The organism is Brachybacterium halotolerans subsp. kimchii (genome assembly GCF_020792675.1).
In the GTDB taxonomy this organism is placed as follows: Bacteria; Actinomycetota; Actinomycetes; order Actinomycetales; family Dermabacteraceae; genus Brachybacterium; species Brachybacterium halotolerans.
The window spans coordinates 4,050,967-4,070,666 of the sequence record NZ_CP086254.1 but is presented as its reverse complement, the minus strand read 5'-3'; the positions used below and the strand labels follow the sequence as shown (position 1 = coordinate 4,070,666).

The 19,700-nt window shown below is 68.3% G+C and carries 23 protein-coding genes; all 23 read right to left on the bottom strand.

Translation table 11 applies throughout. The features are described from left to right. Nucleotides 1-248: 248 nt before the first annotated feature. The 23 genes from Bra3105_RS18300 to Bra3105_RS18190 all read right to left on the bottom strand — a co-directional run bounded on the left by Bra3105_RS18300 (nt 249) and on the right by Bra3105_RS18190 (nt 19,627). Nucleotides 249-1,088: a hypothetical protein gene (locus tag Bra3105_RS18300; protein ID WP_228358083.1), complete on the bottom strand. Its 840-nt coding sequence runs from the start codon at nt 1,086-1,088 to the stop codon at nt 249-251. A gap of 347 nt (nt 1,089-1,435) precedes the next feature. Further along, nucleotides 1,436-2,113 (bottom strand): hypothetical protein, encoded by a 678-nt coding sequence (locus Bra3105_RS18295; protein ID WP_228358082.1) that lies wholly within the window; start codon nt 2,111-2,113, stop codon nt 1,436-1,438. Continuing rightward, nucleotides 2,113-2,388 (bottom strand): DUF7097 family protein, encoded by a 276-nt coding sequence (locus Bra3105_RS18290; protein ID WP_456151308.1) that lies wholly within the window; start codon nt 2,386-2,388, stop codon nt 2,113-2,115. Before Bra3105_RS18290 ends, Bra3105_RS18295 begins: the two co-directional genes overlap by 1 nt. 118 nt (nt 2,389-2,506) lie before the next feature. After that, on the bottom strand, nt 2,507-4,447 hold the full coding sequence (locus tag Bra3105_RS18285) for a type IV secretory system conjugative DNA transfer family protein (RefSeq protein ID WP_228358080.1): 1,941 nt from the start codon (nt 4,445-4,447) through the stop codon (nt 2,507-2,509). Nucleotide 4,448: 1 nt separating this feature from the next. Continuing rightward, nucleotides 4,449-5,723: an ATP-binding protein gene (locus Bra3105_RS18280; RefSeq protein ID WP_228358079.1), complete on the bottom strand. Its 1,275-nt coding sequence runs from the start codon at nt 5,721-5,723 to the stop codon at nt 4,449-4,451. A gap of 158 nt (nt 5,724-5,881) precedes the next feature. Beyond that, a complete protein-coding gene (locus Bra3105_RS18275) occupies nt 5,882-6,043 on the bottom strand; it encodes a hypothetical protein (RefSeq protein ID WP_228358078.1) in 162 nt (53 codons plus the stop codon). Nucleotides 6,044-6,072: 29 nt separating this feature from the next. Continuing rightward, nucleotides 6,073-7,611: an SCO6880 family protein gene (locus Bra3105_RS18270; protein WP_228358077.1), complete on the bottom strand. Its 1,539-nt coding sequence runs from the start codon at nt 7,609-7,611 to the stop codon at nt 6,073-6,075. Continuing rightward, a complete protein-coding gene (locus Bra3105_RS18265) occupies nt 7,608-8,570 on the bottom strand; it encodes a hypothetical protein (protein ID WP_228358076.1) in 963 nt (320 codons plus the stop codon). The genes Bra3105_RS18270 and Bra3105_RS18265 overlap by 4 nt, the downstream gene beginning before the upstream one ends. Before the next feature lie 27 nt (nt 8,571-8,597). Then, nucleotides 8,598-8,969, bottom strand: a complete 372-nt coding sequence (locus Bra3105_RS18260; RefSeq protein WP_228358075.1) for a hypothetical protein — start codon at nt 8,967-8,969, stop codon at nt 8,598-8,600. 203 nt (nt 8,970-9,172) lie between these two features. Beyond that, nucleotides 9,173-9,886 (bottom strand): paraquat-inducible protein A, encoded by a 714-nt coding sequence (locus Bra3105_RS18255; protein ID WP_228358074.1) that lies wholly within the window; start codon nt 9,884-9,886, stop codon nt 9,173-9,175. Nucleotides 9,887-9,975: 89 nt separating this feature from the next. Continuing rightward, nucleotides 9,976-10,311 carry a hypothetical protein gene (locus Bra3105_RS18250; RefSeq protein ID WP_228358073.1) on the bottom strand — a complete coding sequence of 112 codons (336 nt, stop codon included), beginning with the start codon at nt 10,309-10,311 and terminating at the stop codon, nt 9,976-9,978. Between the two features lie 32 nt (nt 10,312-10,343). After that, complete coding sequence (locus Bra3105_RS18245) at nt 10,344-10,796, bottom strand: hypothetical protein (RefSeq protein WP_228358072.1); 453 nt, start codon at nt 10,794-10,796, stop codon at nt 10,344-10,346. Between the two features lie 5 nt (nt 10,797-10,801). Beyond that, nucleotides 10,802-11,566, bottom strand: coding sequence for a hypothetical protein (locus tag Bra3105_RS18240; protein ID WP_228358071.1), 765 nt, complete (start codon nt 11,564-11,566; stop codon nt 10,802-10,804). Between the two features lie 169 nt (nt 11,567-11,735). Further along, nucleotides 11,736-12,062, bottom strand: coding sequence for a hypothetical protein (locus Bra3105_RS18235; RefSeq protein ID WP_228358070.1), 327 nt, complete (start codon nt 12,060-12,062; stop codon nt 11,736-11,738). Continuing rightward, nucleotides 12,062-12,319: a hypothetical protein gene (locus Bra3105_RS18230; protein ID WP_228358069.1), complete on the bottom strand. Its 258-nt coding sequence runs from the start codon at nt 12,317-12,319 to the stop codon at nt 12,062-12,064. Before Bra3105_RS18230 ends, Bra3105_RS18235 begins: the two co-directional genes overlap by 1 nt. A 4-nt stretch (nt 12,320-12,323) precedes the next feature. Further along, nucleotides 12,324-13,277, bottom strand: coding sequence for a hypothetical protein (locus tag Bra3105_RS18225; protein ID WP_228358068.1), 954 nt, complete (start codon nt 13,275-13,277; stop codon nt 12,324-12,326). Continuing rightward, nucleotides 13,274-13,666: a hypothetical protein gene (locus Bra3105_RS18220; protein ID WP_228358067.1), complete on the bottom strand. Its 393-nt coding sequence runs from the start codon at nt 13,664-13,666 to the stop codon at nt 13,274-13,276. Before Bra3105_RS18220 ends, Bra3105_RS18225 begins: the two co-directional genes overlap by 4 nt. Next, nucleotides 13,663-14,211, bottom strand: coding sequence for a hypothetical protein (locus Bra3105_RS18215; RefSeq protein WP_228358066.1), 549 nt, complete (start codon nt 14,209-14,211; stop codon nt 13,663-13,665). Before Bra3105_RS18215 ends, Bra3105_RS18220 begins: the two co-directional genes overlap by 4 nt. Nucleotides 14,212-14,213: 2 nt before the next feature. Further along, nucleotides 14,214-15,965, bottom strand: a complete 1,752-nt coding sequence (locus Bra3105_RS18210) for a hypothetical protein (protein WP_228358065.1) — start codon at nt 15,963-15,965, stop codon at nt 14,214-14,216. 61 nt (nt 15,966-16,026) lie between these two features. Continuing rightward, nucleotides 16,027-17,172 carry a helix-turn-helix domain-containing protein gene (locus Bra3105_RS18205; protein ID WP_228358064.1) on the bottom strand — a complete coding sequence of 382 codons (1,146 nt, stop codon included), beginning with the start codon at nt 17,170-17,172 and terminating at the stop codon, nt 16,027-16,029. Continuing rightward, on the bottom strand, nt 17,169-17,468 hold the full coding sequence (locus tag Bra3105_RS18200) for a helix-turn-helix domain-containing protein (protein WP_228358063.1): 300 nt from the start codon (nt 17,466-17,468) through the stop codon (nt 17,169-17,171). Before Bra3105_RS18200 ends, Bra3105_RS18205 begins: the two co-directional genes overlap by 4 nt. A 17-nt stretch (nt 17,469-17,485) precedes the next feature. Then, complete coding sequence (locus Bra3105_RS18195) at nt 17,486-18,208, bottom strand: hypothetical protein (protein WP_228358062.1); 723 nt, start codon at nt 18,206-18,208, stop codon at nt 17,486-17,488. 255 nt (nt 18,209-18,463) lie between these two features. Then, entirely contained in the window at nt 18,464-19,627 is a 1,164-nt protein-coding gene (locus tag Bra3105_RS18190) for a hypothetical protein (protein ID WP_228358061.1), read from the bottom strand. Between the last annotated feature and the right edge of the window lie 73 nt (nt 19,628-19,700).

The window sequence follows — 19,700 nt, the reverse complement described above, 5'->3', positions numbered from 1 at the left end:
GACGATCTCCTTGGTGTGCAGCGGGGCCGGGCCTCCACGCCCGACCTCTCACTCACACACCACGACCGCGCCGCCCTCGGACCGCTTCTAAACGCACTGCAGGGCCAGCCCAACGATGGGCTGGCCCTGCATCCGCGATCTCCTCGAGCTGAGCCACACGGGGGTGGCTGCGTGACGTCAGCACGATCCGGATCGCGTCTTCCTGCCCGGCCCAACGCGAGGTGGGTGACGTCGACCGGGCAGGCGCTCTACACGCTACCGGCGAACCACACGGTGTGCTCGTCACCGACCCAGCGCGCCACGGAGTTCTCCAGGGTCCACACCCCATCAGCGGGTGGATCCTCGACCTTGCCGCTCGCAGGATCGAGCCAGGCCTCCTCGCCGTCGACACGCACGCGGATCTCTCCGCCCGCGAGCCCTATCGGCTCGACGCGCTCCTCGACATCCCGCAGGCGGCCGTCCTCGTGGATGAGGAGACCGCCCAGCAGTGCTCGACCGTCCCCGGCGCGCACCAGGTCGGCGTCCTTCACAGCAGCCCACCGGGCGCTCGCACCGTCGCTGCTGTCCCCCGTCTGGGTGTCGCGCAACGACACCCACGCCTTCCGTGCCGCGGCCTTCGTCGGCTTCCCTGACTTTCGCCACACCACCACCGCCTGTGCACCGACCAGGCCCGCGATCCGCGCAACGCTGAGCGAGTCCTCCGGCGGTGAGGGGGCGAACAGGCGCGTCTCGTTCTCGCTCGTCAGGCTCGTCAGGTATCCCCGATCGTCGGTGAAGACCAGCGTGCCATCGCTGAGCACACCCAGGGGATCCGCGCCGGAGGGAAGCGCCAGCTCTTCCAGTCCCTCTGTAGTGACTCGAGCTGCCCACTCGTGGTCATCCGTCGCGAGGATCCCGCCGCCATCACTGGACAGCGCGACCGGGCGCTCGTGCTCCATGCGCTGGAGGCCGCCCGTGCGGCTCCACCACCCGATGTTGGTCTTCCCTGCCCAGGCGATCACGTCCTCGCCGTCGGCCTCGCCCGCCACCAGCATCCTCTCGGTGATGACGTCCTGCCCCGTGGCCGCGGCACCGTCGACGGTCACCACCAGCGCCCGTCCCGTGGAGTCAGCGCACGCACCCGCCCCGCCCGGAGCGAGCACCGGCGCCACCGTTCCCGCCGGGCCGGAAAACACGGCAGTGCCCTCCACTCCCCCGGGAAGAGGCTTGACCGGGCTCGCCGTCGCACCGTCCGACGCGTCCGACGGGCCTGAGCCCTCGCCTCGCTCACGGGAGCTTCGGGTCGCATAGACGCCCGCGCCACCGGCCCCGGCGACCACGAGCACACCGACCCCGGCAAGGAGCAAGCGACGCCGCACAGCCCCTCCCTTCGAGCCGCGCGGCGGTGTGGCCGGCTGCTCGGGGCCGAGGTCGTGCGCGATCTTGTCGATCTGGTTCACGACGATTCCTCCGACTCGCCCCATCGCGGCCAGGACGACGCCGCCTCATACCGCGCGTCGCTGCCCGTCAGGTCCGCCCATTCGTCATCGGTGATCCGCGTGGGCGCGCCGCCACGGTACGGCTCCTCGTGTCCTTCCTGCACTGTGCAGTTCACGCGCGTAATGGCGGAGCGGACGCGCTGCCGGAACGCGCTGAGCCAGTAGTGGAAGTTGTTGGGTCCGTCGCCCGAGTTGTCCTCCTTGTAGGACAGGACGTGCAGGTGCCGCAGGGCGTCCCACTCCTGGACCAGATCAGGGTGTCGCCACCAGCACGGCACATGCTCGGTGCCGCTTTCCAGCCGGTACACATCCACGATCCAGTCCACGAACTCCCGCAGCTGGTCCCACTGCCCGGCGATCCGCTCACGGTCGGCGAACCTCCACGCGAACACGCCCGGCCCTTCCGCGTCGATCGCCTCCTTCGCTGCCGTCATCGAGGCGGCCAGCCCCGGCTTCCCGCTGCCGCCCTGGGCCACGGCCGAGGGAGGTTCGGGCGGCTGGAGGGCATCCAAGGCCGGGGAGGACACGGGCGTGCCGGTGGCCGCGTTCGACCATCCGGTCTCCTCGCCGATCACGGCGAGATCGTCCTCGTCCATGCCCTGCGCCATGAAGTCATCGACCGCGCTCGACATCATCAGCTCCCACTCGCCGCGAGACGCACGGCCGTCGCCGTCAGCTGCCTCTGGATCGCGCGCACCACGCTGACCGTCGCTTCACGCCTGCCCATCTGCGCCCACCCGCGATCGGTGTCCATCAGCGTGTGCACGCGCTCGTGGCACCACCGGCACAGCACCATGAGATCGTCGTCGGCCTCCCGCGAGACCCAGCGCTCGTTCTCCCGGCTCACACCGTCATAGGAGAGGTGATGGACATCGACCTGCCGCGGCCGGTACCGCTCATCGCAGCACACACACGCGACCAGACCATCCGCCCCGGTACGGGACGCGACAAAGGCGTCGCGCCGACGGAACCAGGACACCTGTCGCAGGTAGCCGCCAACATAGTCCTCGTGGCGGCGTCCGCCTCGCTTAAGACCCACTGCTACTCACCTTCTCGCTCATGTTGTGCCCGTCGGGCCCGGCCACGAAATCGGCCGCCCTCTTCTTCGCCTTCTTCTCCTGCTCCGCGGCCAGCCCGTGCACCGGGAACACCGGACCCAGCTCGCCGCCCTTCTTCACCGGCGGGTGCTCCTTGTGCCATGCCTGCGACGCGGTGATGTCCTCGACGAACGGGCGCTTCGTGAAGGGCACCAGGTCCACGGCGATCGCTCGGGCGCGCCCGGCGATCAGCAGCGCCATCAGCTCGGGCAGCCGCCGGAGCTCATCGACGCTGACACCAGACCTGAACGATTCGTTCTCGTTGAAGCTGGTCTCCCGATCGCCGCCCCAGGAGCCCTGCACTGTGCGGTGCGTCCGCTCACCCAGCAGCGCCACAGCCTCCTCGAGGTCAGCCTTGTTCGAGCCACCACCGAGGATGACCTTCCGCGTCGCCGCCTCCCAGGCGATGACCGCGCCCTCGGCGCCCCACCCCGCACGCAGCATCGACCGAGACTGCACGACACCGGTCACCTGGATACCTTCACCGGATCCCGCCGCCATCCAGTTCGGCATCGCGGGCCACGCGAACACGTTCGCGATCTCGTCGAGCACCAGTGCCAGAGGCGGATCCAGCCGCCCCGAGGGCGACATCATCGCCATCTCGTGCGCGGTCTCGGTGATCGCGTCCAGCAGCAGCGCGAGCATCACGCCCACTCCTGTCGCCTTCCCTGCGGGCTTCACCGGCGAGATCAGGTACAGCGTGCCCTTCTCCCGCAGGAACGTCTCCGGGTCGAACACCGGGTCCTCCGGCCCTGGGGAGAACATGTCCCGCACCCCCGGGACATCAACCGGGGACAGCGCCGATGCGACGCCGAACCACTGGGCCTGTCGCTGTTCTGGCGGCAGCTGGATCGTCGCGTTCAGCCCCACATGCCACCCCAGCGGTGAACCCTCCTGAAGGATCTGCACCGCCTCACGGGCACGCTCCGGGTCCTTCGTCCAGGTGTACAGGGCGCTCAGACCCTTGCCCCCGATCGCGGCCGCGTGCAGCAGCGCCTGCATGATCTCCACAGCCTTCGTCGCGAACTCCTGGTTGTTCCCCGAGTCGCCCGCGCCCAGGCCCGTGCCCTCGATCAGCCGCTCGCCTCGCCTCTTCGCCAGCTCGCCGTCCTCGCATCCTGGAATCGGTGACCACTTCAGCGTGGACTTCCGACCGGTCACCCCGGCGGGGTCCAACACGTACACGGGGCCGACCTTCGAGCGCGCCAGGATCGTGGCCTGCATGTTGTCCCCGCGCGTGGAGGTCGTCACCACAGGTCCCGGGCAGCCGATGATCTGCGAGGTCAGCACGCCGAAGCCCTTGCCCGAGCGGGGCGGGCCGATCAGCAGCACCGCGTCTTCCATGCTGATCCACGTCTCCACACCCTGCGAGCTACCCAGCTCGTAGGCCGCATCCTCGGGGGCGAACTTCCTGCCCACTGCCTGGGAGTGCTCCGGGCGGACTTTGCGTCCCCGGGAGATCGCCACCTCGCGGCCCATCTCTCGCTTGACCTCACGGCCGCGCGCCACGACCTCCTTGCGCTCCAGCAGGGAGCGACGCAGGTACGCCGGGGACAGCTTGTACACGTTCCATCGGTAGATCGCCCACGCAACCGCCGCAATCAGGATCGCGATGCCGACCACGGGCACCGCCCACAGCACCCAGTTCGGCGCCGTGCACCCCGACTCCGTCGTCCCGACCCAGGCGCCGATGTCACCGGTCACGAGCTTCAGCAGCATCGTGAACGCCGAACCGTCGCCCTGCCGGTGGGGCCAGGACCCGCACGCCAGGCGCACCGCGAGCTTGTCCGCCCCCAGCAGGATGAAGACCAGCCCGACCGCTCCAACACCGATCAGCAGGAGCTGTTCCTTCGCCGTGAAGTAGCCCTTCATGTCAGATACCCGCCCTCTTGCTGCTCGTGTTGTAGTACGGGAACTCCCGGCCGGTGATCATCGTGCGCACCAGCAGCGACCGGTCCCCGATCTTCCACAGGGCCTCCCCCTGTGCCAGCGACAGCACCTTGTCGGCCTCGCGCATCGTCAGACGCAGCGCCTGGATGGCATGGTCGATCGCGGCGGGCGACTGCCGGTGCACGATCTTGATCTGTGCCTTCGACAGCAGCCCCATGGCCTGCTCCCTCTGCGGCGACCCGGCTTCACCGACCATGTTCAGATCCGACAGCTCGTGCATGATCAGCCAGTTCGCGGTCCCGTCCTCACCGGCCATGCGCTGACGCTCATCGAGCAGCTCCACAGCCTTGGGGTCGCGCATCTCGGCCCACCCCTCCTCGGAGATCACGACCCAGTAGCCGCTGGACTCATCCCGCACGACCTGGTCGATCCAGAACGACGTGCACGCCGAGGCGACGGCCTTCACGATCTGGGGCTTCCTCAGCAGCACCCGCGTGGAGATCACGATCATCGTGGTGTCCCGGTCGAACGTGACCGTGGACTCCTCATCGAACATGCCTGCCAGGTCACCCGAGACTGCGCGGCGCAGGGAGTGCGCCAGCGGCATACCCGCGCCCCCGACCTCCTCACGGTCCTGCTCCGAGGGCTTGCGCAGACGCTCGATCATCCCGCGGATCGTCGGCACCCGCGTCGAACGCTCCAGGTCCCGCAGAGCCAGGTCCAGTGCCGTGTACTGCTCCGGCTCGATCCGCCGCCCACCGTTCATCACGGAAATGATCGCGATCAGCAACTGCTGCCGCCGGGTGCGGACCTCATCACCCCACTCCTGGTCACTCAGCCCAGCCGGGCGCACACCCTCATCCAGCGGATTAATCCGGTCCTTGCCAGCACCCAGCTCGAGCACCTGGGCACCGTCGACCGTCTCCGCGACCCGCGCCCACTCGCCCTTGGGATCTGAGGGCACAGCGACCTTCCGCCCCTGAGCGATCAGCCGCCGGGCAGTCGCCTTCGCCGTCGTGGACTTTCCCGCACCGACGCCGCCGATCTGCACGATCGACGTCCCGGTGATCCACTTCCGCCGGTAGAACTCCCACGGGTCGACATGGAACCAGCCGCCACCGAGCACGTCCTTCCCCAGCCGCGCGCCGGCCACCCCGGAGCCCGCGTCCGCGAGGAACGGAATCGCCGCCCCGTACCGGGCCGAGGAGACGCGCAGGGGCCGCGGCCACGCGTGGCGCGCCCACTCCATGCCGCCCACGGCATCAGGGCGCAGCGAGGGGAACTCGTTGGAGGCATCCGCGTCCTCCACCACCTCGTGCAGGACCGGAGCTTCCTCGAGGGCGAGCTCCTTGCGTCGTGCCCGCTCGTGGCGAGACAGCTTCTTCGGCGTCTTCTCCGTATCCAGAATGTACCGGCTCACGAGATCCCCTCCTCATCCTCGGCATGGCCCCCTTCGGGCACCACGACCAGTGGGTCGAAGCGCGTTCCCGCCGTCGTCACGGGCCGGACGACTCGCCCGCCGAGCGCCTCGAGGTTGAGTGCCTGCCACGGTTCGGTCATCGGGTCCACAGCGATCACGTCTTCCCCTCCGAGTGTGTTGGTGCTCATCAGCGCAGCCCCCATCCCAGCGGCAGGGCCGCAGCGCAGAACGACGCCCACTGCTGGCGCTTGAGCAGCTGCACGTCCAAGCGGGATGCGTCTCGCTCCATCAGGTCTCGGTTCACGCGCACCTCATCCACGTCCGCGCCGGAGACGGTCACGTAGCCCGTGACGCGCACGTCCACATGCCCGGTCGCCAGTTCCTCCTCGCGCTCACGCAGGTCCTCCTCGGACTTCTCATCGAGGATCGAGGTGGGGCGCTTCAGGCGCGCGTTGAGGTCCTTCTTCGACTCCAGGGCCGCACGCCTCCGCTCGATACCGGTCAGTCCGAGCCCCGGAGGCTCCGCCGTCAGGACCGTGGTGACCACGTGCGGGTAGCTGCCCTCACAGATCAGCGGCTCCAGGAAACCGGCCTTCACATCCGTCTGGGGCCACTGGCCGATCCAGTACGTCGAGTGCGCGCCGCCGTTGGTCACCAGGACCTCGGGGTCCGTGTCGTCGACGAACAGGGCGCCACCGTGGTCGAACACGTCCTCATCGCGCCCTGTCGTCGCCTGCTGCGACAGGATCTCCGTGGCGGACGGATCCATCGCCACGCGCACGGCGTCAGCGACTTCCGCCGGGGAAGCCCAGGTCACCTCGGTCACGCCGCAGCGCTTCAGCTCATCCTTGAACGACGTCACCTGCGAGGCGAGGACCTGGGCCGCGCCCGCCAGTCCGCCGCCATTGGCTCGGATCAGCCGTGCAGCCTTCGTGGTCGACATCGAGATCACCACGAGGGTGTCGCGGTGTACCGGGAGCACCTGGGACTCCGGGCCCAGGGGGTCTCCGTCGCTGTTGACGTAGTGGTTGCCGTCCAGGACGTCGTGCATGATCTCCTGGCCCCACTCGTCGACGACGCCCCACTTCGCGGCCGTCTCCTCATGCCACTGCGTCGCCGAGGTCTCCTGCTCCGGGATCGTGCGCGCCATCAGGGCGATTCGCTCGATCACGTGCTTTCGGATCAGGCTCTTGCACTGGTCGGAGAACGCTTCCGCGCGCTGGTCCCGGTCGTCGTCATCGGCCAGCGGCCACCCGATCGCCTCGCACCGCAGCACCGCGATCGCATTGCGGTTCTCCGCGTCATAGAGCATGGCCCCGTGCTCCCAGCGAGTGGAGTGCACGGTGATCCTCGCCCCGACCTGACCGGGCAGTGCGAGCGTGCCCTGCGGGACGGGCTTCTCCGACTTCGCCCAGCGGGTCTTGCCCGTCATCTTCCGCGCGCCGTGCTCGGCGCGCACGGTGGTGCGGTCCATCAGCGAGCGTCCCCGCCAGCTGATCGCTCCCCACGCACCCACCGGGCCCGCCAACACGAGGAGCCACACCATCGCCTTGCCCGGCCCGAACAGCGCCTGCATGACCACAGTGCTGATCACGGCAAGGAGCACCACGAGGAACTGCTTGCCGTCCAGGCCCCACATGAACCCGCCGCGCTCCAGGCGCGGGAACCGCACCCGCTTCGCCTCGTGACGGATCTCGACGTCACTGCTACTGCTGACCATGGTCATCGCCCGAGCACCGCCTTTCCACCGCGAGCAGCGCCCGCACCGATATTCGTCACCACGGAGGCACCGTGCGAGCCCTGCGCAGCAGCCTGGTCACCGCCGATGAAGCTGAACATGCGCATCGTGATCACTGGGGCGAACGCGGCCATGCACATCGCCACGCACCCCACGAGGTACTGCCAGAAGTCGCTGCCACTGGTGAACAGGTCGATCGACATCACCAGCACGCCTGCCGCGACGGGCTTTGCGATCACCAGGGCGATCGTGACTTCCGCCCACTTCCTCGCCCACGCGCCGGTGGTCCGCACCGGCAGCGCCATGAACGCCACCGGCGCGAATCCGATCAGCACGAGCATCGCGAAGTTCCGGAACGCGAGCATGAACGAGAGCAGGAAGCACGCCAACACCTGCAGCAGCGCGCACATGCTCACGATCAGCGCCTGCACGAGTGCCTTCACAGCCTCGTCAGAAATAGGGTTCCCCGAGGCGTCCAGGATCTGGTTCGCCATGTCGTAGTTCACGGTGCTGGACCCGATGATCTGCGGGATCACCTCCGCAGCGGACTTGTCACCGCTGCCAAGAATCCCGATCGTCAGCAGGTCCACACCACCCGTGATCCGAATAGCCGTGTACACGCTCAGCACCGTGAACGGCCACGCCAGGCAGCCCATGATGAAGCCCGACGCTGCCTTCTGCGGTGACCCGCCGATGATCTCCGTCATGACCTTCACCAAGGTCACGCCCGCCACGACGACGAGCACCACGATGCTCCATCGTGAGGTCATGTCCGTCGCGACGGTCCACTCATCCGAGGTAATCGTCCCGGCACTTCCCGTGAACGCCTCCTTGATGAATGACCACGCACCGGCCGATTCCGCGTGCGCGAAACCGTCGACGATCTTCGCCGCCCCATACACGATGTTGCAGTTGATGTCAGTGGTGTCGCAATCCACTTCGTCCATGTCCGCCCCCTGCGATTCGCGGCCCGCTCAGAAGAGCTTGATATCGGTGAAGAACCCGACCGCAGCCGAAGCTGAACCGGCGATGGTCGCGAAGATCAGGATCGCGACCAGAATGGTCGTCGACCGCCGCGACAGCTCCGACGAACTGGAGAGCTTGCCGATCATGAGAATCGCGGCGGCCCCGAGGATCGCCGCCACCGCGACCACGAACACCACCGACAGGGCCCCGCCGACCATGTCCTTCAGGTCGTCCATGAACGGCCAGTAGCTCGGGTTGGACTTGATACCCGGATCCTCCGCGAGGATCACGTCTCCCCGCGCTCCCGACACCTGGTTTCCCAGCGTCGTGTGTGCCGCGTGCTGTGCGGCATCCACCTTCACTGCCAGTGCGTTCAGCATCTGTGGCCCCCTTGTGGGTCTCGAGGGCGGGCGCCCTGCGCACCCGCCGCACCCCTTCACCGCACTGGCCCCACCGCACTCCCCCGCTTCTACACCCTCCACAGCCCCGACTTTCGGGCATAAAAAGAGCGGGGGGTCCGCACTAGACCGCCCGCTCCCAATCTCCTCAGCCACACGGGGTGAATGGCTGGGAGAGCCTGTGCTCAGTCCCCCGACAGATCCTCCGCGCTCTTCTCGTCCGCGGACTTCTCCCTCGTCGCTTGCTTCTCCTTCTTCGACGGCGAATCGGACAGAGCATCCGACTGCTCTTCGTCCGACTCCACCTTCTGGTCATACTCGTCCTGCTTCTGCTTGGCCTTCTCCTGGCCCTGCTCTGCCTTCCGGTCATTGCAGCTATTCAGGAAGTTCTGGTACTCCTCCTGCTTGTCAGACGCGTCAGACAGAATCTTGCGCTTCTCCACCGGGTCCATCTTCGAGTCTTGCTCGGCAGCCTTCGCGCGCTGCTTCGCGGCCTGGTACGCGTCCACCACGCCGTCCGGGTCCTTGCAGGCCTTGTCCACCATGTCGTCGATCTTCTGCCCCGGGTTCTTCAGCGGCGCGATGGTCTCCTGCGCACCGACGGGAACCTCCGTCTTCCCCATCTGGTCGGAGAAGAACGTGACCGCCGGGACGATCGACGCGGCCAGGCTCACCACGCCCAGGATGCCCAGAATCCGGTGCATCCAGGTGCTCTTGTACTGGCCCAGCTGCTGGAGCATGGAGATCGCCAGCCAGGCCAGCAGTGCCAGGACCCCCACGACCGCGAGGGCGAACAGGAGACCGCCCACCATGTTCTTGAACGGTTCCAGGTACTCACCCCAGCCGTCATCGACTTTGATCACCGGCCCCGCTAGAACCGTCCCCTGTGCTGTCCGCATCGCTTCTCGCCTTCCCCGTGTGAGTGATGAAGCGGTCCCTCCCGCTCTCACCCACCCATCGGGTCCGACAGGTCACACCTGGGGGACTTCTAGACCCAGCCCGCGGCTCCCGCGCCCTCCGGGTCCAGGGCGATCGCCCACGACCAACCCGTGCGAGGCGCACGCCGCGTCCACCAGCCCTCCGTAGTTCGCGTCCGGGCCTCGACGAGCACAACGTTCTCGAACCACGGCCCGGCCCACAGATCGCCCCACGGGGCACGGCGCCGACGCCGAGCCGCCGCACCCACGAGCTCCTCGAGGATCAGTGTGAGCGCCCGATCTCGTACCAGGGTGCCCATGATCACTGCCCGCTCGGTCGGCCCATCGAGATCCGGGAGGTCCCACCGGATCTGCCGCTCCCACGCGGCATCGAGGGACGCGCGCATCGCGTCCCTCTGTGCCTGTACCAGTCCTCGGCTCACGCCACGCCCTGGCCCCGCACGAACTCCTCCAGTCGCGCGTTCACCCGATCCGCCACCACGCGAACACCCTCGTCCCCGTTCGACGTCGCCATCACCGAGGCCAGGTCGATCACGTGATGCAACATCTCCCGCACCGCAACAGCTTCCTCGGGCCTCACCAGCAAGAACCGCTGGAGGTCCTGGTCGAAGCTCGCATACGAGGCCGTGATCATGTGCTCCCCGATGTAGGCCTGCCCGATCCGGTGGGCATCGTCCACGCGGGCCTGCAACGACAGCGGAAGGCTTCGCCGTGGCGTGGACACCTGGGTGCTCAGGCCAATTCGCGCGTCACCGATCTCCGTCCCCTCACCGCGGATCAGGGACAGGCGCACCTGCGACACGCGCGGCCACGAGGGCAGGGACACCCCCACCACGTCGAAGCCGGTCGCCGTCTGCTCGATCCTCACCACGGTCCTCACTCCTCGACGTTCTCGATGTAGGCATCATCCCCTGCGGACTCCAGCAGATCCACGAGCGCCTCGACCGGCGCAGACGCGATGTCGATCCACCAGTGCGCCGAGTTGATCCGCGCCGCCGGCTCCTCGACACGCTGCGCGAACACATCCGCATCCAGGGCTTCGCGCGCGGCCTCGACCTTCTCGAACCGCACACGGCGACCCCAGTCTTCCTGCTTCGAGGTCCCCACGATGGGTGCCGCATTCACACGCTGCTCCCACGCGCGAGCACGCATCGGCTCGGACTTCTCCAGCAGTTCCGGCAGCACGGACGCGTCCTCACTCTCGCCCGCCTCGATCCACCAATGCGCCCCCGTCACGAGCTGCGCGGGCTCGAGCACACCCTTCACGAACGCCGCATCGTCCCAGTCACCCTCCGCGACCAGAGCCGCATACGCGTCCTGGATCAGCCCCTGACGGCGCTGCTCACCGAACCCGACCTGCTTCGCACTGCCACGCAGGCCCGGCAGACCCTGCTCACTCGCCCACGCGGCAGACGCCTTGTTCTCCTTCTCCAGGCGCTTCTGACCCTCCTTCGCGAAACACTCCCGGCACTTGCCCTTCGTGCTCAGCCAGTCCACCCGCGAGAACCGCTTCGCCACGGGCACGTTCGCCAGCGACACCTCACCCTCGTGCCCGCACCCGAACTTCCCCGAGAACACCTCCGGGATTGCACTTCCAGCCATCACGTCCTCCTTGTGGTCGATCCTGTGCCCGATCACCACGAACTCACCTGCACAGTCGACGCGCTTCTACCCCGACACACGAAAACCGGGGCCGGTATCCACCGGCCCCGGTTTCCACCGGCCTCACGACCTGAGCGCTCAACCCGACCGTCCACCGCGACGCGACCCGGCCGACGCCCTCTCACCCCGATCCGCACTGTTCGCCGTCTCACGACCTGCACGTCGTCATCCGAGAAGTGATCACCGCAGACGCGATGATCCACAGCCCAACGAGCGTGACCCCGAGCTGCTCCATCCCTCCGTCGAGCACGACCACACCCCCGACGAGAGTCCAAAGTCCAGCCGCCGCAACCAGGTAACCGAGCATGGTCACGAACGCGCTCCCTCGGCCCACAAGGGCGATCAGCACGCCGATCACCACGACGGCGAGCATCCAGACCGGATGCTCCATGAGCCCGGTCCACACGTCGAGCAGCCCCGACTCCAGAACCCACTGCGGAATCTCCGAGACGATGGGGCCTTCGTTCTCGTTCATCACTCCTTCTCCCAGACGGAGGAGGAGTGCCACACGAGCACGAGCCGAAGAGCGAGTCCCAGAACTACTAGGCCGATGAGGCCGATGACCACGCCCAGACCAACCAGCACGAGCGCGGGTCCGACCTGCGGCACGTACGCGGCACCATTCAGAACAACCACACCCACGGGTACAAGCAGCGCTCCCAGGATGAACAGGAGTACGGCCATGACCACGGTGCTCACAGCGTCCTCCTGCACAGCGTCGGTTTTCGTCATGGCGTTACTCCTTGTTCCAGAGGTCGGCGAGGTCGTGCTCGGTCAGGTGTTCGTCGGGGTGGGCCTCGATGCGGTCCGCGATCGCGTGGACCAGGGCGTCGTTGTCGGCAAGGATCTGCCGAGTGCGGGTGGTCAGTCCGGCGAGCAGCGACTCGTAGGTCATGGGACCTTCGAATCCCGGCGGGCGTTCGCCCCAGATGAGAATCTGGGTGAGCAGTCCGGCGACCATTTGGAGGTCGTTCCTACCGCCTTGGTCGGTGATGCCGTGGTTCTGGTCCCACACAGTGCCCGCCAGGGCGCCGACGGCGGATGCCCATTCGTGCTCGACACCGGTCGCGCCCAGTCCCGCAATGCTCGACTGCGCCGTGCCGCCGATCTGGCCGACGTGACTGCCCGTGGCCCAGACGCCCGTGATCACGGCACCGAGCTCGTGAGCGGCGACCGTGTGAGCGGCCTCGTGCTCTGCACGGCGTCGCAGGGTCTGCCACTGCGTCGGGGTCGAGCGAGCGGCCAGATCACGAGCGAGATCACGCAGGACGGTGGCGTCAGCACGGGGCGCGGCTGCTTCACGGGCCGCGCGGGCCACGGCCTCGCCGTATTCCGTGACGAGGTTGGCGGGAACTGACACCGCCGTGGCGATTCGCCCGGACTGGAGCGGACCGTGCCGAAGATCCCAGTGCTCTTTCCGGGTCCGACGCGCGTAAGTGCTGACGATCCTCACCACGAGCAGGGCGACCGCGCAGATGATGCCGAGGAACACCAGGCCCTCGGGGCGAGCGTTCCGCGCGAACTCTCCGAACGTCACGGCGAGGAAGGGAGAAAGCATCGTGAGGGCGAAGGCGGCGATCACCAGGGTCCACGGCATCCGGCGGCCGAACCGGCAGAGCGCGCTCCATGCCCACTGCAGCACGTCGTGGACCACGACAAGGGGCTCGGGACGGGTCTTGTGAAGCGTCACGGCTCGTTCCTCTGCTTGGTGTTCCAGAGGTGTTCGGTCGCGGCACGAAGGTCTGGCGCTGTGGTGGTCCAGCGGTCCTGTGCCTGCGCGGCGTCGGTCTCCACGAGCGCACGGACACTGCCGTAGTCCACGGGGGTGCCGGTCAGCGTGCCCGGGTCCACCGGGTCGAGTGCCTGCACTTCCCGGCGCTCGGTCTCGGCCCAGGCTGCATCGAGTGCGTGCGCGGAGGCGGCGAGGTCCAGTGCCTTGCGGACGAGCCACTGTTCACGGCTCGTCAGAGCTGTGTCGTGGGCGAGGGTGATGAGGTCCTGGCTGTGCTGGTCGATGATCTCGTTGAGCTGGCCACGCAGGTGCGGCGCAACGGGCGTCGTGGGGTCGAGGGAAATCACTGGTCCTCCTCAGTGCTGACGTGTCCGCGAGCCTTCAGATCCTCGAGGAAGTACGCCCACAGCTCTGCACGCTCCTGGAGGTAGTCCTCACGAGTTCCCGTGTCCGTCTCCGTCAGCAGCTTGTCGCCGTGCACCTCGACGGCCCGATCGCCGAGACGGACCACCCCGTCCAGGACCCGATAGGCGTGGAAGCCCAGTCGAGATGGCACCAGCTCCTGGCGAGCGGCCACGCACATCTTCCGCACGGCCTCCTCTTCGGGCGTGACGGGAACGTCGATCGGCTCGTTGTTCACCTCCAGCAGCTTCGAGTACTCCTCGTCGATCAACTCCTGGGTTCGTTCGAGGCGCTGCACGGCACCCGCCCACCCGCGCACACGACCGGTGCTGGTGTGCCCCGCGTACGGGGGCAGAACGCGGAACCATTCGGAGTCCTCATCCTCGACGACGCACTCGGGGATGACCGTGCGGATGAGCCAGTCCACGACCTCATCCCGCCCCACACGGAGGGTGTCGCCTGCCGTCTCGTGCTCCATGGTGTTCGTCATGATCAGTTCTCCCTCGTCTCGGCGAGACCCTGGGCGATGGCGGCGGTGGCTTCCTGGAACGCGTCCCGGGTGGAGGGCTGGAGCTCGTCGAAGATGATCTCGGTGCCACCGTCGAGGGCCGGGTCGTAGGGGATCGGGAGGATCTGGCGGACCTTGCCCTCGAACCGGGCGGCGATCTCGGCGCCGTCGCCGGGGCGGGTCGCGGAGTCCTGGAGCAGCACGATCGCGTGACGCACGAGATCCTCGTGTCCGCGGGCGGCGAGGGCGTCCATGGTCCACTCGGCCGCCGCGACGCTGTCGGCCCCGGGGGAGATGGGGATGACCAGCTGATCGGTGGCCTCGATCGCGGCGAGGAAGTGCGCGGCTCGCTCGTTGTTGCCGGTATCGACCACGATCACGTTCATGAACCGCTCGAGGATCTCGTGGACGGTGCGGAACCCGTCCGCGTCGACCATCTCCTGCGCCTCCGGGTCCTTGTCCGAGGCGAGCACGACAAACTGGTCATCACCCTGCTGACGCACGTACCTCATGAGCGTGGGGAGGCGGCTGCCCTCGACCGTGCCGAACGCGTCGGCGTTGCTGAGGAGGTCCACGACGGTGCGCTCGTGGGCGTCCTTCGCGGCCCGGAACCCCAAGGTGCCGCGGGTCTCGTTCGCGTCCCACGCGACGACACCACCACCACGGACACGGCCGAGGGTCGCGGCGATCAGGAACCCAGCGGTGGTCTTCCCGGCCCCGCCCTTGACGTTGACCATCGTGATGGTCCGGCCGTCATCGAAGTTCGTCTGGATCAGCGCCCGCTGCTGGCGGTCGCGCTCGTCGTGCTCGCGCTCACGGGCCTGACGGCGCGTCTCCTGCTCCCGCTCGTGCACCTTCCGGAAAGCCTCCGCGCGCTGGATCTGCTCCTCGCCCGCAATCGTGGCCTGCAGCTCCTCGCGGCGCTCCTGCACCTCGTCAGGGGCTGGGGCGAAGTGGAAGCCGAGGCCGTTCAGACGCCCCCTGATCCCCTGGGTCGCGGGCCGCGCAGAGATCTCCTCCCAGCGCGGGTCAGAATCCACCGGATCGAGTGCGGCTCCGGGCTCGGGCAAGCTCGACTGACTGGCCGGGACAGCATGCCCCACGCCGCCCACGGTCACGCTCTCCGGCGACTCCGTCGACTCGAACGCCAGCGGGTCCAGGTACACGGGCTCCGCGCTGACCGGCTGGCCTTCCTCGCCGGAGAAGTCCCATCCACGGGGAAGATCCTCCGAGTGCTCGCGGGCGACCATCGACTTCGCGTAGGCGCCCCTGCCCTGATCCGGAGTGGCCTGCACCAGATCCTCGAGCCCCTCGAGACGGGGGACGTCGGCGATCTCATCGCGGACCGGTGTGCTCTCCGGCCCCGTCGCCGGGGCCTCTGCCTGCGTCCAGGTGCCGTTCTCGTCCGTGGCCTGCGCGGGTGCCGGGGACGGCGCCGAGGCGGCCGACGGCGCGGAGGAGACCTCGGGGGCGCTGCTCTTGGCCTGGGCGCGGCTGACACGCCCGTCAGGCCCCACGAGCAGGAGCAGACTCTTCCCGCTCTCCGTCACCTGCATCTCGACGCTCTGCGCCGTGGCCTTCGCGTGCTCGGCGACCTTCTGCCGGGCCTCGGCCCGGTTCGCCCGGGCATCCGGGCCGCTGAGGAGGAACAGCTCCTCGCCGATCGCCACCTGGCCTGTGCCGTTCTCGTGCAGGACCACGCTGGCCCGCTGAGTGGGTGTGTCCGTCGCGCTCATGTGATCTCTCGTCCTCTCCACCGGTGATGTGCTTCTCGGGCCACGCGTGCCCCCTGCGTGTTCATGAATCGCCCGCGACGCGCCGGGTCCACTGCTCAACGCTCTCGCCGTCCCGGCGCCTCGACGGGGCGTTCTGACCCCGGGCGATCTCCGCCTCACGGCACGTCGGGCAGCGACGGCGGGTGATCTCCACCGACGGATGCTCGGGGCACCACCGGCGCTCCGGGCCCGCGCTCGGCGTCGGTGTGGAGTTCACGACGGGATCCAGGGCCCGCAGGTGAGCGATCACCGCTCCGGGCCCCGTGCCGTTCCAGGACCGGCCCCGGACGGACTCCACGATCGCCTCACCGGCCAGGCCCCGCTCGAGGGCTTCGCGGACCGCCGCAAGGAACGGGCCGGGTGAGACCTGCCGCCGCAGCGGCGACGGGAGCACGCCGGTCACGGCCTGTGCCCACATCCGAGAATCATCACCACCACCAACGTCCGCGCTCTGCGCGGTCGTCGACGCCTGGACCGGCGCAGAGGCGGGACGGCTAGAACCTCGCCCTGGTTGGTTGGTGGTTCCTTCTCTTGGTTCCCAATAAGGCTCGCGCGCGTGGGGCGGCAAAATCTGCATACTCGGCCCTGCAGAATCTGCATGGACCCCTGCAGAATCTGCCGCCTCAACTTCTAGAACCTCGTCGAAAACGCTGGAGAACATCCCCTCCAGCGACACCATGCCCCGGCGCACCGCAGCCTCCGGTGCGCTCAGCGCGCCCCGCGAGACCACCGGGCGGGCCTCCGACGCCGCCGCCGGAGTCTCCACGGGCTTCGACGGCGCCCCAGGGGCCTCGGGAAGCGTCTCGGCGGCCCGGGCCGTCCCGAGAGCTCCCCGGGCGTCCTGCGTGGCCTTCCGGGCTCGCTCGGCGGGCATCCTGTGCTGGGTCGTGCCGTCGCACTCGGCCGGGCACTCCAGAGCAAGCGCGAACGCGCGCTGCCCGGACACCGTGCTCTCCGCCTCGACGAGCTCTCCCAGCTCCAACAAGACGCCAATCGCGCCCCGCACAGCCCGCTCCGAAAGCTTCGTGACGGCGCACAGCGTCTCCACCGACGGCCACGCCAGACCAGTCGCCTGGTTCATGTGGTCGGCCAGCGCGAGGAGCACCAGGCGAGCACTGTGCTCCGCCCGGGAATGCGCCCACACCGCGGCCGTGTGCTGGATGCTCATGACGCCACCCGCAGATCCCACGACGTGCGATGCATCGGCGTGCGGTCACAATCCAGGGGACACGCGAGCACCAGGCGCATCACGACCGCGCCCTGCGTGGACCGCACGAGCTTCCACTCCCCCAGCGCGACCAGCTTCCGCAAAGCCCGTTCGACCTGCTCCGGCGTGGCCGCAGACTCCCGGCACAGGGTCTCCATCGACGTGACCGCGTAGTCCCCGGTCGTGTCGTAGTTGTTCGCAAGCGACAGAGCGACCACGCGCGCCGTCGACTTCGCCTGGGAGTGTGCGAACACCATCGTCATTGCTCCAGCGCTCACTGGTCCGCTCCCTCGTTCAGGTGCCAGGCACGATGCCTGCGCACAACGTCCATCACCACGGCCACCGACCCCTCCAGACCGTCCACGTGCCCGCACACCGAGCACTCCGCCCGAAACGCGTCACCGGCCACGGCGACCAGCTCCACGACCACGTGCGAGGCCCCCTCGGAGGACTCCCCCGCCGATGCATCGCCCGCCGACTGGTCCTCGGTCAGGGCGCCGAAGAACTCGACCGCGTACCCGGAGACAGCGGCCATTTCGCGGCGCAGCTGCTCCCGGGCCGACCGGCCCCGCACGGGCTGCTCGATCGCCGCCTGCAGCCGCGCCCACTTCCCCGCGCCACCCGGCTGGGACGCGATCCGTGCCTTCGCCTTCCGCAGCATCTGCACGTAGAAGTCGTCGTCCTCTCCCGGAGGGGCAGGAGGCGCGGCAACGACATCCGCGACCAGCCCCCAGGCGCTCTCCTCGCCCACCACGGCCGCGTCCATCAGCTCGCCCACACCCTCGAGGTCCTCGAAGATCGAAGCCTCGTTGGGTGAGGCCACCGCACCCTCGAGCGGGTCCTTCAGGACCTCCCGCTGGTTGCGCTGTGCCATGGCCTTCGCGCGCCGCTTGATGGTCTTGTCCGCGACGCCCGTCGCCCACGCCGCGAACGACGTGTACCCGTGGTCCTGCCACCGCGGAATCGACGCGACAACAGCCTCCGTGACCTCACCCATCAAGTCCTCCAGGGCCGTCGCGCTGAACGCGCCACGCCGCGACAGAGCATTCCGGCACATGCCCTCCTGCTCCCCGACCGCCGCGTGAATGTCCTCGTCAGATGGCCGCTCACGCATCACGACCTACCCCCTCGTGGGTGTCGTTCAGACCACCCAGGTATGCTCTACGCAGCACGTACCTGTGCGTAGAGGCCGAAACTTCGGTTCTCTGGAGGGTCGGCCCGCTCCACCGGGCCGGCCCTCTCTTTTCGGCCATCAACCGGCCACCGTCGTCCCGGCCTCACGCGCGGCCTCCGCGGCCTCCCGCGCCGCATCCAGGAACCTCTGGATCTCCTCCATCGACGCCAGAGCGCCCTCGAGGATCTCCGGGCGAAAGCCCGTGTAGTCGACGTCCTTCGCCAACCAGCTCGCCGGGCGCATCATCGACATCAGCGCCGCCGACCCCAGTCGCTCCGAGGCCTTGTGCTGCTGGTCCAGCCACTCGTCACGCTCGACAACCTCATCGCGCAGGAAGTCGAGCGCGGCCACCAGATCCCGCATGCCATGCCCGGTCAGCTCGAACAGGTCCGGGCCCTTCGGCGCGACGATCTCGATCTGCGCCTTCGCCGTCAGCTCCTCCGACGGCAGGTCACCACTGGCGAACCGCTCCCGGTCAGGCTCATCCAGCGAATCCGACCACTGCCGCGAGACCTTCAGGTCCTCACTGATCGTCCGCTGGCTCACCGTCTCCCCAGTGCGCTCCGAGATCTCTTCCGCGATCTGCTGCTGAGACCAGCCCTGCTCGTGCAGACGCGTGGCCTCGACGATCCGATCCACCCGCTCCAGGGGCGCCGCCTTCCGGTAGGACTTCCCGTCCAGTCCCCGCGACTCGCGCGGAACCGACGCCACCGGAGCCGCTGAGGGCACAGCCGACCGATCCGCACGCGCAGGTTCAGCATCGGTTCTGGTCGCCGCGTTAGCAGGTGTTCCATTTGGAACACCTGCTAGATCAGGCGCGCCAACCTCACGCTTAGCAGGTGGCGAATTTTCGCCACCTTCTAGGGTCGCCGGAGCATTCGCCAGCGCCCGAGCATCGTTGCGGACGGTGTCCTTGTGGACTCCCAGGACGGCTCCGATCGCGCGAGTGCTCAGCCCCGCCTCGCTCAGTGCGCGCGTCCGCTCACGACGCTCGTCGATCGACGTCCACATGCGCGCCTCGGTGAACTCCTCAGCGCACAGCGCGTCCCACGACTCGTAGCCCAGCGGGAGCCACGCACGACCCTCGTACGCGGTCGAGATCATCACCTCGATGTCCGCCATGGTCTCCAGCAGATGACCCGTGCTCTGACGGATCTGATCCACAAGACTCCGAGCGTGCGCCTCAGAGAGCGTTCCCGTCTCCAGGTCGGCCTTCGCCTCCACGATGATCTGCTCGCTCACTTCGACGCCCCCTTCGTCCGCTCGTCCTCAGACGCAATGACCCACTTCCGCAAGACCTCGCCACTGACCGCCA